The sequence below is a fragment of the Enterococcus sp. DIV1420a genome, assembly GCF_051712165.1.
In the GTDB taxonomy this organism is placed as follows: domain Bacteria; phylum Bacillota; class Bacilli; order Lactobacillales; family Enterococcaceae; genus Enterococcus; species Enterococcus faecalis.
On record NZ_JBIOOI010000001.1, the window covers coordinates 1,505,648 to 1,517,483 of the forward strand.

The 11,836-nt window shown below is 37.5% G+C and carries 12 protein-coding genes; 10 read left to right on the plus strand and 2 right to left on the minus strand.

Going from position 1 to position 11,836, the window contains the following annotated elements:
• Position 1 precedes the first annotated feature (1 nt).
• The 3 genes from IGI80_RS07650 (at position 2) to trmB (ending at position 2,838) form a co-directional block, all read left to right on the plus strand.
• A complete protein-coding gene (locus tag IGI80_RS07650; RefSeq protein WP_438723177.1) occupies positions 2 to 1,213 on the plus strand; it encodes an ABC transporter permease in 1,212 nt (403 codons plus the stop codon).
• Positions 1,214 to 1,341: 128 nt separating this feature from the next.
• Positions 1,342 to 2,121 carry a phosphotransferase family protein gene (locus IGI80_RS07655; RefSeq protein WP_002355531.1) on the plus strand — a complete coding sequence of 260 codons (780 nt, stop codon included), beginning with the start codon at positions 1,342 to 1,344 and terminating at the stop codon, positions 2,119 to 2,121.
• Between the two features lie 72 nt (positions 2,122 to 2,193).
• Complete coding sequence (gene trmB, locus IGI80_RS07660; protein ID WP_438723178.1) at positions 2,194 to 2,838, plus strand: tRNA (guanosine(46)-N7)-methyltransferase TrmB; 645 nt, start codon at positions 2,194 to 2,196, stop codon at positions 2,836 to 2,838.
• A 59-nt stretch (positions 2,839 to 2,897) separates the two neighbouring features.
• Here trmB and IGI80_RS07665 read toward each other — a convergent pair whose 3' ends face one another.
• Positions 2,898 to 3,644, minus strand: a complete 747-nt coding sequence (locus tag IGI80_RS07665) for a MurR/RpiR family transcriptional regulator (protein WP_002363162.1) — start codon at positions 3,642 to 3,644, stop codon at positions 2,898 to 2,900.
• Between the two features lie 177 nt (positions 3,645 to 3,821).
• Here IGI80_RS07665 and pfkB point away from each other — a divergent pair, with 177 nt between their 5' ends.
• From pfkB to bph, 5 genes are all read left to right on the plus strand, one after another.
• Positions 3,822 to 4,748 carry a 1-phosphofructokinase gene (gene pfkB, locus IGI80_RS07670; protein ID WP_438723180.1) on the plus strand — a complete coding sequence of 309 codons (927 nt, stop codon included), beginning with the start codon at positions 3,822 to 3,824 and terminating at the stop codon, positions 4,746 to 4,748.
• A gap of 4 nt (positions 4,749 to 4,752) precedes the next feature.
• Complete coding sequence (locus IGI80_RS07675; RefSeq protein WP_002355535.1) at positions 4,753 to 6,171, plus strand: PTS fructose transporter subunit IIC; 1,419 nt, start codon at positions 4,753 to 4,755, stop codon at positions 6,169 to 6,171.
• Between the two features lie 26 nt (positions 6,172 to 6,197).
• Positions 6,198 to 6,659 (plus strand): fructose PTS transporter subunit IIA, encoded by a 462-nt coding sequence (locus IGI80_RS07680; RefSeq protein WP_002358680.1) that lies wholly within the window; start codon positions 6,198 to 6,200, stop codon positions 6,657 to 6,659.
• Positions 6,656 to 7,633: a tagatose-bisphosphate aldolase gene (gene lacD, locus IGI80_RS07685; RefSeq protein ID WP_002358681.1), complete on the plus strand. Its 978-nt coding sequence runs from the start codon at positions 6,656 to 6,658 to the stop codon at positions 7,631 to 7,633. Before IGI80_RS07680 ends, lacD begins: the two co-directional genes overlap by 4 nt.
• A 188-nt stretch (positions 7,634 to 7,821) precedes the next feature.
• Positions 7,822 to 8,355 (plus strand): biofilm phosphatase Bph, encoded by a 534-nt coding sequence (gene bph, locus IGI80_RS07690; RefSeq protein ID WP_002355538.1) that lies wholly within the window; start codon positions 7,822 to 7,824, stop codon positions 8,353 to 8,355.
• 87 nt (positions 8,356 to 8,442) lie between these two features.
• Here the strand turns inward: bph and IGI80_RS07695 are convergent, their stop codons facing one another.
• Entirely contained in the window at positions 8,443 to 8,874 is a 432-nt protein-coding gene (locus IGI80_RS07695; protein ID WP_438723182.1) for a GNAT family N-acetyltransferase, read from the minus strand.
• Between the two features lie 75 nt (positions 8,875 to 8,949).
• Between IGI80_RS07695 and IGI80_RS07700 the strand changes: the two genes are divergently transcribed.
• Both IGI80_RS07700 and IGI80_RS07705 read left to right on the plus strand, forming a co-directional pair.
• Complete coding sequence (locus IGI80_RS07700) at positions 8,950 to 10,164, plus strand: AI-2E family transporter (protein WP_202242239.1); 1,215 nt, start codon at positions 8,950 to 8,952, stop codon at positions 10,162 to 10,164.
• A gap of 174 nt (positions 10,165 to 10,338) precedes the next feature.
• On the plus strand, positions 10,339 to 11,718 hold the full coding sequence (locus IGI80_RS07705) for a hemolysin family protein (protein WP_002363168.1): 1,380 nt from the start codon (positions 10,339 to 10,341) through the stop codon (positions 11,716 to 11,718).
• Positions 11,719 to 11,836 lie beyond the last annotated feature (118 nt).

Here is an 11,836-nt window from a genome sequence, read left to right on the forward strand (position 1 = left end):
CATGGGCGAATTTTTTAGTCAACGTTTGTCACGGCATTTCAAAAAAATGTCCAAGTACTTGCGCTATATTTTAAATGATCATTTTGTTTTAGTCTGTATGTTTTTATTAGGCGGATTAGGTCTGTACTATTCCCAGTTGTTAAAAGAATTACCTCGTGATTTTGTTTGGGGCAGACCGTTAATTCTGTTGGGCTGGCTGCTACTCATTCAAGTTGGTAAGTTGGCTACTTTGACAGAAGAGCCAGACAAGGTTTTTTTATTACCAAAAGAAAAACAATTCGCTGCTTATCTGAAACGAGCGCTGCGCTACTCTTTACTTTTACCGATTGTGGTCAGCTTTCTAGGAAGTGGCCTATTGATGCCGTTGATTGTAGTCACAACAGGTTGGTCGTTTCAAACCTTCTTTTTATTTTTGGTCATGCTAGTTTGTATGATTTATACACATCTTAGTTTACAAAGCTATGGGCTCTATCATCTTTCGTCAACCACTTACCGTAGTTGGTGGTTCGTTTGGTTGATCAGTAGTCTCTTGATTATGACGGGAGCCATTTACTGGACGCCTTGGGTTGGTGTGATTGGTGGCATCATTCTGGCCGTTGGTTTATCGAGTATTTGGCAAAATAAGATGAAACAGAGTTTCTTGGATTGGGAAAAAATGATCCAAAAAGAACAAAACAGAATGCATAGAATTTATAAATTCATTCAGCTGTTTACAGATATTCCTGAAGTGAGTAGTACAGTAAAACGTCGTAAATACTTAGATCCTCTCCTCGGAGTAGTCAAAAAAACATCTGAGAACACGTATGCTTACTTATTCATTCGGAGCTTTTTACGAGGTAGCGAATATAGCGGCTTATTGTTTCGTTTGATTTTGGTTGGTGGTGTGCTACTTTTCTTTTTACAAGAATTCTGGATTGCGTTGGTAGTTGCTTTATTGTTTGTCTATTTAATCGGGTTCCAGTTGATTCCCATGTACACGCAATTTGATTATATGGTGATGACACAGCTATATCCAATTTCAATGGAAAAAAAACAAGCAGCAATTCGCCGGTTAATTAGCGGCGCATTATCTGTTGCGGCCATTATTTTTGGTGGGATTGTCTGCCTTCGTTTAGGCAGCTTGCAAAATAGCTTGATCATTCTGGGTGCCTTAATTGTAGAAGTTGTGATTTTCACTAAAATGTATGTTCCAATGCGCTTGAATAAGTTATAAAGATGAGAAAACCCAGCAAAATTTACAAAAGAACCACATAGAAGCTTGACGAAGCAAGGTTTGGCGACTAAAATGGTAATTGCTGTAAAAATTGCAATAAAATTGTGTTGAGATAGGAGATAATTTCCATGGAATTTCAGTTGGATAAAGACTGGCGTCTGCAGCCGATAAAGGGCGCAACTGGTCAAACATACATGGGAATAAAAGAAACAGAGAAAGTGTTCATTAAACGAAACACTTCTCCACTTCTTGCAGCATTGTCTAAAGAAGGGTTAGCCCCGAAGATGATTTGGACAAAGCGGACAGCGAATGGCGACGTACTAACAGCCCAAGAATGGCTGGAAGGACGTTTATTACATGCGGACGAAATTGGCAAACGCAATGACGTGATTGACGTGTTATACCAATTGCATCATTCCAATTTGCTGAAAGACATGTTGAAAAAAATTGGTGGCGAAGTTTGTACCCCGCTAACAATGTTGAAAGAGTATAAGCGTCAACTACCTAAAGAATTAAAACGAAACAGTTATTTAAAAGAAGTAATCACTTATTTATATAATCATTTACCAGAATATCCAGAAACTAGTTATGTAGCTGTTCACGGCGATGTGAATCATCGGAATTGGTTAGTCTCGAATAATTATCTCTATTTAGTAGATTGGGATTCTGTGATGGTCGCGGACCCAGCGGTAGATTTAGGAATGATTTTGAGTCATTATGTCCCTCGTTCCGGTTGGAATCAATGGTTACTATCTTATGGTTTAATCCCGAATGAAAGTACGGTTCAACGAATTTATTGGTATGGTTTATTTAGCTTTTTACAAGAGATTGTTCGTCATCACCAAGAGGGCGAAAGAAGAGCAATGACTGCAGAAATTTTACAATTAAAACGAATGTTTAGTAGTTAAACTAATTCATTTAACATCCACACAGGCTGGCGAATTTCACCAGTCTGTTTTTAAAAGAAAGGAATTTTAAATATGCGTGTAAGAAATAGACCCAGAGCAGCAGAATATATGGCAAAATATCCACAATATGTGGTAGAAGGTCCTGAAAAATGGCAAGGGAAATGGCAAGAACGTTTTGGCAATAATCATCCCATCCACATTGAAATTGGTTCAGGTAAAGGTCGTTTTATTTATGAAATGGCTAAAGCACATCCTGAAATTAATTATATTGGTATCGATATGCAATTAAGTATTTTATCGATTGCATTAGATAAGCTAGTGGCCGAGCCGTTACCTAATCTACAGTTATTGCGAGTAGACGGCGAAGCATTAACAGAATATTTTGCTGAAAATGAAGTAGATTTAATCTATTTAAATTTTTCAGATCCTTGGCCAAAGAAAAAACATGAAAAACGTCGTTTAACGTATAAAAACTTTTTAGCGACAGATGAAGTTATCTTAAAACCGAATGGAGAAATTCATTTTAAAACGGATAATCAAGGGCTCTTCGAATACTCATTAAGTAGCTTTTCTAAATATGGCATGATTATTGAACGTGTATGGCTAGATTTGCATAATAGCGAGTTTGAAGGCAACATTATGACAGAATACGAAGAAAAATTTTCTAGTCGTGGTCAACGAATTTATCGAGTAGAAGCACGTTTTGTTGCAAAATAAAAACAAGCATTCCTTTATTTTAAGTGAAGGAATGCTTGTTTTTTATTATTTAAGAAAGCCTAAGTTGTCGTTCTTAGAGCATAGGCATCCAATAAAATTCTTGCCAGAATGGATAGTGGTAACCGTGAACGCACTTCATAATCGGGGAAAAAGGAGCCTTCTGATTTGAAGCCTACGAACGGAATTTCAATGTATTTCATTAAACTAGAGTGTTTGCTTGCAGTTAAAAGGATAGTCCCAATTTCTGAGTCGTAACAGTTTTTACCAGCGACAACTAATTCTTGGGTTTCTCCGTTTAAAGAAACAAAAAGAGCCACATCTTTTTTTGATAATTTTTTACTAATATTTTTAATAATTTCTGGGTCCGTATGCAGTTCACAGTATTTGCCAGCCAATTGAAACTTAACCATCATTTCCTGAGCAATTAATTCTGAAAAACCTCTAGCAAAGATAATAATCCGTCGAGAAGCTTTGATTTTTTGGATCGCATCTTCGATATTACCAATTTCAATCATGTTAATCGTGCGAGTTACTTCTTCTTCATTCTTTAAAATGGCTGTCCGAATTCCTCGGTCTACTTTTTCTAATGCTGAAAAATTTATATTTTGGTTTTCTTTATCTTTCAAGTGATGCTTGAAGGATGTGAAACCTTCATAGCCTTTCTTTTTCATGGTTCTTACAATCGTCGCAGTTGATACGTTGGCTCGTTCGCTTAATTTTACAATGGAATAATCAGGGATTTCTAAAATATGTGTTTCGATAAAATGCCAGAGATATTGCTCCGACTCACTCAATTTTTGTTCCATAATGGCCAGCCCTTCTTTCTTTCACTAAAAAACATTTATAAGCCTATTTTTAATGAAAAAAAATAAAAAAGCTAGAGAAATTATGAAATTGTAAATGTTTTCTATATTTTTGCGAAAGAATGAAAACCTTTACATGGTATTTTGAGACATAATAAAGAGGAGAAAGGAGGAACTACAGTGACTATTTATACATGTACATTAAATTTAGCCATTGATTTATTTATCGAAACAGAAGAGCTAGTTCCTTTTGTCGTGAATCGCACGAAGGAAGATGATATTCAAGCAAACGGGAAAGGAGTCAATGTTTCCCTAATTTTAAAGATGTTAGGGATTGATAATACCGCTTTGGGAGTCAAAGCTGGTTTCACTGGGAACTATGTCGAGGATTATTTAAAAGAAAAAGAAATAACCACTGATTTTATCGAAGTCGCTGGCACAACGAGAATCAATGTGTTTACAAAAGTTACCCAAGATCAAAAGGAATACAAATTAGTCAATAAAGGACCAAAATTATCTGAAGAACATGTACAACGTTTTTTGAAAAAAATTTTAGAGTTACGTAAAGGGGATTATTTGTGTGTATCAGGAAGTTTACCACAAGGGGTTTCGCCAAGTATTTTGATTGAAATTAGCCGAATTTGTTTTGAAAAACAGGTGTTCTTAATCTTAGACAGTAGTTATGAAGAAATTTTAGATTGTTTGCCTTATCAACCATTTTTATTGAAACCAAATGAAGAAGAACTTCAAGAGTGGTTTCATACAGAAGTGCAGACTAAGGACGATTACATTTTTTACGGACAAGAATTACTGAAGCGGGGAGCCAAAAATATTTTACTTTCTTTAGGTAGTGAAGGGGCTTTATTTATAAATAATGAAAAGGTTCTTTCAGGTAATTCACCAACTGGAATGGTTGTGAATACAGCTTGTTCAGGGGATGCAATGTTAGGTACCTTTTTAGCTGGCTGGCATCAAGGACTTTCATTGGAAAAAAATTTAAAAAGAAGTATTGCAGCAGGTAGTTCAACAGCATTTCGCAAAGGATTGACAGATTTTTCAGATGTTCAGGAGTTAGAGCAACAAATAAAGATTCAAGAGGAGGAATAAACAGATGGCTACGTATCAATTAATAGCTGCTACAGGTTGTCCGACGGGAATAGCGCACACGTATATGGCACAGGAGGCATTGGAACAAGCTGCGAAACGTAAAGGTATTACGATTAAGGTTGAAACACATGGTCAGATTGGCATAGAAAACGAGTTAACACCTGCAGAAATCCAAGGAGCGGAGGCAGTCATTATTGCCGCCGACAAAGACGTTCAAGCAGAACGTTTTGCTGGGAAACGAATCATTGATGTCCCTGTCAGTGTGGGGATTAAAGAAGCAGATCGCTTAATTGAAGAAGCACTCGCAGGCAAAGGATCGATTGCGGCCGAAAACCAAGCAGTGGATGAACTTGAACAGGAAACACAGATTTCTTCAGGAAATGTTGGACATAGTATTTATAAAAACTTGATGAATGGCGTCTCTCACATGTTGCCGTTTGTAGTAGCAGGCGGCGTTTTAATTGCTCTTTCTTTTGCTATTTGGGGCATTTATTCATTTGATCCAGAAAGTAGTCAGTATAATGCTACCGCTGCTATGTTAAAAAGTATTGGTGATGCCTCAATGGGCATGATGGTGCCAATCTTATCTGCGTATATCGCAGAGGGGATTGCCAAACGACCTGGTTTGGTTGTGGGCTTTGTCGGTGGTTTGATTGCTAACACTGGTGGTACTGGCTTTTTAGGAGGGATATTATCTGGTTTCCTTGCTGGGTATTTCATTCTTTTATTACAGAGAGTATTTAAAGGTTTGCCTAAATCATTAGATGGTTTAAAAGCAATTTTCCTTTATCCAGTCATTGGCGTTGCAGTTATTGGTATCACTATGTCTTTACTAGCAGATCCGATGAAAGCTGTTAACGAAGGAATGATGAGCTTTTTAGCTAGTTTCCAAAACTCCAGTCCGTTGGTTTTAGGAATAATTGTGGGTTGTATGTGTGCGTTTGATATGGGAGGTCCAGTTAATAAAGCGGCCTATGTTACTGGGACGGCACTCTTAGCTCAAGGAAATACTTCTTTTATGGCAGGAGTTTCTGCTGCCTGCATAGCGCCACCTTTAATTACAGGCTTTGCTACATTATTCTTTGGAAAATACTTTGACACAAATGAACGCAATGCGGGCCTAGTGAACTTTATTTTAGGCTCCACACATATTACAGAAGGCGCTATTCCGTTTGCGGCAAAAGACCCATTGAAGGTTTTACCAATTATGATGCTCGGATCTTCAATTGCGGCAGTCTTAACGTATATGTTTGGGGTACAAGTGCCAGCACCTCATGGAGGATTTCTTGTTTTACCAGTTGTTACTCACGCTGTTCAATGGGTTCTGGCAATTTTAGCTGGTTCATTGGTAGGCGGTTTATTGCTAGGTTTTGTACAAAAAAGTAGAATCGCTAAACAAGAGCAATCGTTATCAAAAAAATGAAATAACAGGAATTAGGAGTGGATGGAATGGCTTTTATTAAAGAAAATCATATTTTTTTAAATCAACAGTTACAAACGCAAGAGGATGTTTTTCACTTTTTAGCAAAAAAATCAACAGAATTGGAAGTTGCTCAGGACGCACAGGAAGTTTTCGATAAACTGAACGAGCGAGAACAAGAAGGAACAACGGGGATGATGAATGGATTTGCGATACCTCATGCAAAAGCAGCAACGATTCAACAAGCGGCCATTATCATCGTTACCTTGGACCAAGGTGTTGAGTGGCAGAGCCTTGACAACCAATTAACGGAGTTTGTGATTGCGCTGTTTATTCCAGATGCCGAAGCTGGCACGACACATTTGAAATTACTCTCTTCTGTTGCGCGCCTCTTATTAAGAGAAGAAGTTACTTCTGGACTGAAACAAGCAAGTTCGCCAGCTGAAATTGCTACGTTACTAAATAATCAATTAGGAGAGGGAACAGAATGAAAAAAATTAGTGAACAAAAACGTAAACATTTAGAAAATCTGGTAGATGATCAAGGGATTATTGGAGCACTAGCCATTGATCAACGTGGGGCCTTAAAACGCATGATGGGAAAATACAAAGAGGTGACTGCGCAAGAAATCAGTGACTTTAAAGTATTAGTATCTCGTTGCTTAACACCAGAGACTTCAGCAATTTTGTTGGATCCAGAATATGGCCTAGCTGCTGCTGAAAATCGAGCACAGACTTCAGGTTTGTTACTTGCGTATGAAAAAACGGGCTACGATGCTTCGACACCAGGACGGTTACCCGATAGTCTTGATGTTTGGTCGGTTAAGCGTTTAAAAGAAGCGGGCGCAGACGCGTGTAAATTTTTGCTTTACTACGATGTTGACGAAAGTGAAGCAATCAATGAGCGAAAGAAAGCTTATATAGAACGGATTGGTTCAGAGTGTTTAGCCGAAGAAATTCCATTCTTTTTAGAAATTGTCTCTTATGATGCAAACAATTCGGATAGTGCTTCAAAAGAATACGCTAAAGTAAAACCGCACAAAGTAATTGAAGCGATGAAAGAATTTTCAAAGGATCGCTATAATGTTGATGTTTTAAAAGTAGAAGTCCCTGTGAACATGAATTTTGTAGAAGGTTTTGGCACTGAAAGTCTTTATAGCCAAGATGAAGCACAGGCCTTTTTCAACATGCAAAGTGAAGCAACACAACTTCCATTTATTTTCTTGAGTGCAGGGGTTAGTGCTACGATGTTTCAGGAAACATTGAAATTTGCAAAAAAAGCAGGTTCCTCGTTTAATGGAGTCTTATGTGGTCGCGCAACTTGGGCAGACGGCGTGCTTCCATTTGTTCAACAAGGTTCTGAAGCAGCCGTTGCGTGGCTTGAAACAACTGGTAAAACAAATGTTGACGAATTAAATCAGGTTTTAAGAGAGAGCGCAGTATCAGTCTTTGAAAAAATCCAGTAATTAAGCTGAAAATATTTACTGAATTTGAACTAATTGGTCATCTGAATTAAATTTTTTCAGAAATCGTCTTCTTTAAGTGAACTCAATGTACGCAAACTCAAAAGATATGATATAATTATTTCGATATCGATGTATGAACACCCAAAAAGTAACATTGCTTTACTTTATTTGGGGAAAGTTGGGGTATTATGGGAATTCCTAAAGAAGGCGAGTTTGTAACCATTCAGAGTTATAAACATGACGGACATTTACATCGAACGTGGCGTGATACGATGGTACTAAAAACGAGCGAGTATTCTTTAATTGGTGTGAACGATCACACGTTAGTAACGGAATCCGACGGACGTCGGTGGGTGACTCGTGAACCAGCCATTGTTTATTTTCACAAGAAATATTGGTTCAATATAATAGCAATGATTAGAGAAAAGGGGGTTTCGTATTACTGCAATCTGGCTTCGCCATATGTTTTAGATGACGAAGCGTTGAAGTATATTGATTATGATTTAGATATCAAGGTTTTTCCAGATGGTGAAAAACGTTTACTAGACGTTGATGAATATGAATTTCATAGCAAACTAATGGATTATCCAGAAGATATTGACTTCATTTTAAAAGAAAATGTCAAGACTTTAGTGGATTGGATTAATAACGAAAAAGGCCCCTTCTCGCCCGAGTATGTAGATATCTGGTATCAACGTTATCAACAGCTATCAAAAAAATAGCCGATGTAAACAGCCCACAAAAGGAGCTTGGAGCATTAGCCAAAATGGCTAATGCTCCAAGCTCTAAATTTTCCGATTTAATTGGTGTTATAGTTCTTTATTCATTTCGTAGTGTTCAATGCCAGCATCCATAAAAGGTGCTCCTGTTTTTTGATAGCCTAAACGTTCATAGAAGCCTACAGCGGTGACTTGTGCTTCTAGAGTAATCTTGTGGTAGCCTTGTTCTTTGGCAAAATTTTCCGCCGCTTCCATAATCACTCGTCCATAGTCGGCGCCACGGTAAGCTTTTTCAACGGCCATTCGTTGTAATTTCATAACGCCATTTTCTAGTGGAAGCAAGCGACAAGTTGCGACAGCTACATGGTTCGTGTACAAAACAAAGTGAATACAACGTGCTTCATATTCATCGATTTCCATCTCTTCTGGTACCCCTTGTTCCGCTACGAATACGCGTTGACGAAGCCGGACAGCATCTAAATAAAGATCACTCATGGTATCTTTTGTTTGAGCTACATGCATAGAAAAACCCCCAAGTTCAGAATCTGTTTCTATTTTATTATACCACGAAAAAGTTCTAGCAATGAAGTATTCTCAATGACTGAGGGGGGAAGGTGTGATAAAATAAAACAGCAACAATTGAATAAAAATAAAGGAGGAGCCGATGTGATTAATCGATTTAAAGAATCGAAATTATTTTTCTGGTCAGTTGAATTACTTGTCGTGGCCATGCTATTATTTATTGCTTCGAAAATTAATTTCTTATTTGCACCGATTGGGACATTCTTTTCAACGTTGTTTGCCCCAGTCTTAGTAGCAGGCTTTTTGTATTATTTACTAAATCCTGTGGTCAATCTACTAATGAAGACGAAAATGAAACGAATTTATGCCGTCTTACTGGTATTTTTATTACTAATCATCGCATTAGTTCTGATCTTATTAACAATTATCCCTAAGTTGGCAGATCAGCTAGCTAGTTTAGCATCAAGTATGCCGGATTTCTTTAAACAAGTGGAGACCTGGATTTATGAGATTGCGGAGTTACCTATTTTTAAACAAATTGATTTAACAAGCTATATTGAAAAAATGGATATTTCTTATGCAAATATTATCCAACAATTTTTAAGTAGTTTATCAAGTAGCTTAGGTTCAATCGTATCAACGGTGGCGTCAACCACTATTGTTTTGGTCACTGCGCCATTTATTTTATTTTATATGTTAAAAGATGGAGATAAGCTAGTACCAGCGGTTCAACGCTTTTTACCTGAGAAAAGAAAAGATGATATTGTGGATCTTTTAGGACAATTGAACCAAACCTTATCCAGTTATATTAGTGGACAAGCGATTGAATGTTTATTTGTCGGTACATTTACGATTATTGGGTATTCATTGCTTGGCGTTCGTTATGCCTTTTTATTTGGTGTCATTGCCGGCTTTACGAATTTGATTCCCTATCTAGGCCCTTATCTAGGATTAGCGCCTGCTGTCTTAGTGACCATCTTTAATGAACCCGTCAAAGCAGCCTTATGTTGTTTAGTGGTGCTAGTGGTTCAACAATTGGACGGAAATATTATTTATCCAAACGTTATCGGAAAATCTCTAAAAATCCATCCATTAACGATTATTTTAATTTTATTGGTAGCAGGAAATTTAGCAGGTTTGCTAGGTATTTTCCTTGGCGTCCCATTTTACGCAATCTGCCGGACCATTATCTACTATGTTATTGATATGGTCAAAGCGGGTCGTAGTGAAAAAGTTACCAATGCCGTTCTTTTAGGGAATGAAACAAATACGAAAGAAAATAACGGTTAATGATTGAATCCGCTAATCTTTCGTGCTATGATTTTATGGATTAGGATAGAAAATAACCTGTCATAATACTGATTGTGTCTGTTTCTAAGCCTAACCATAAAAAGAGGAAGAACGTTAAAAGAGTACGAAAGTACAGCCTCGGAATTATCAACAATTAAGGAGAGAGAGAACATTATGAATAATGCTGACCCTGAGAGTCAGTCGCTAATTGCGCAACTTCTATTATTAGTCGTGTTGACGTTTATCAATGCCTTTTTGGCAGCGGCGGAAATTGCAGTCGTATCTGTTAACAAGAATCGTGTGGAACAAAAAGCGGAAGACGGCGACGCAAAAGCTCAAAAATTGCTTAAGGTATTGCAAGACCCCAATAACTTTTTATCCACAATCCAAGTAGGGATTACTTTGGTTAATATCCTATCTGGTGCTTCATTAGCAGAGACTTTATCTAGTCGTTTGGCCCCTGTATTAGGTGGCGGCGCCGCAGCTAAGAGTCTTGCCAGTATCATTATCTTAGCTTTGTTAACGTACGTTTCTATTGTATTTGGTGAATTATACCCTAAACGAATTGCTATGAATAAATCAGAAGAAGTCGCTCAATTGACTTCTGGTGCAGTCCGCTTTTTAGGAGTTATCGCGCGTCCCTTCGTTTGGTTGCTATCGGCTTCGACCGATTTATTATCCAAAATCACACCAATGACTTTCGATGATGCCGATTCGAAGATGACTCGAGATGAAATGCGCTACATGCTTGAAACAGAAGGTGTTTTGGAAAACGAAGAACTAGAAATGTTACAAGGTGTCTTTTCATTAGATACAAAAGTGGCACGAGAAGTAATGGTTCCTCGGACAGACGCATTCATGGTTGACATCCAAGATGATGTCCAAGAAAACATCAATTTAATTTTAGGAGAAAATTATTCTCGGATTCCTGTTTATAGTGAAGACAAAGATAAAATTGTTGGTATTTTACATACCAAAACGTTACTAAAAGCTGCACGTAATTTAGGCTTTGAAAACATTGAATTAGGCGCGATCATCCAAGAACCATTATTTGTCCCAGAAACCATTTTTATTGATGATTTACTTTATGAGTTAAAACGAACACAAAACCAAATGGCGATTTTACTAGATGAATATGGCGGTGTTGTCGGTTTAGCAACACTGGAAGATTTACTAGAAGAAATCGTTGGTGAAATTGACGATGAAACAGATGAAGTAGAAAATTTATATACACAAGTGGCCGACAATGAATATTTGGTTCAAGGACGCATGTTAATTGACGAATTTAATGAAGTATTTGAAACAGATTTACACATGAGCGATGTTGATACAATGGCAGGTTACTTAATTACAGCATTAGGAACCATTCCTGATGAAGGGGAAAAACCTTCTTTTGAAGTGGGCAATATTAAGTTAACCGCTGAAGAAATGGAAGGCACACGTTTGCTAGTCTTACGCGTTCATTTCTACGATGAAGAAACTGTCGATGAAGAACCAGAAGAAAATCGTCGTTTTTTCCGTAAAGAAATGGAAGATGACGAACCAAGACGTTAAAAATAACCTGTGGCATCAGTCGTTTTGACTAATGTCGCAGGTTTTCCTTTTAAAAAACAGCCAACAGCAGCTCTTTATTCTCAAGGCTTGACATGATATACTAGCAAAGGTTAATCAA

Coding starts and splice junctions, on each gene's coding strand:
- IGI80_RS07650 (WP_438723177.1), top strand. CDS start 2: ATGGGCGAATTTTTTAGTCAACGTTTGTCACGGCATTTCAAAAAAATG.
- IGI80_RS07655 (WP_002355531.1), top strand. CDS start 1,342: ATGGAATTTCAGTTGGATAAAGACTGGCGTCTGCAGCCGATAAAGGGC.
- trmB (WP_438723178.1), top strand. CDS start 2,194: ATGCGTGTAAGAAATAGACCCAGAGCAGCAGAATATATGGCAAAATAT.
- IGI80_RS07665 (WP_002363162.1), bottom strand. CDS start 3,644: ATGGAACAAAAATTGAGTGAGTCGGAGCAATATCTCTGGCATTTTATC.
- IGI80_RS07675 (WP_002355535.1), top strand. CDS start 4,753: ATGGCTACGTATCAATTAATAGCTGCTACAGGTTGTCCGACGGGAATA.
- IGI80_RS07680 (WP_002358680.1), top strand. CDS start 6,198: ATGGCTTTTATTAAAGAAAATCATATTTTTTTAAATCAACAGTTACAA.
- lacD (WP_002358681.1), top strand. CDS start 6,656: ATGAAAAAAATTAGTGAACAAAAACGTAAACATTTAGAAAATCTGGTA.
- bph (WP_002355538.1), top strand. CDS start 7,822: ATGGGAATTCCTAAAGAAGGCGAGTTTGTAACCATTCAGAGTTATAAA.
- IGI80_RS07695 (WP_438723182.1), bottom strand. CDS start 8,874: ATGCATGTAGCTCAAACAAAAGATACCATGAGTGATCTTTATTTAGAT.
- IGI80_RS07700 (WP_202242239.1), top strand. CDS start 8,950: ATGACTGAGGGGGGAAGGTGTGATAAAATAAAACAGCAACAATTGAAT.
- IGI80_RS07705 (WP_002363168.1), top strand. CDS start 10,339: ATGAATAATGCTGACCCTGAGAGTCAGTCGCTAATTGCGCAACTTCTA.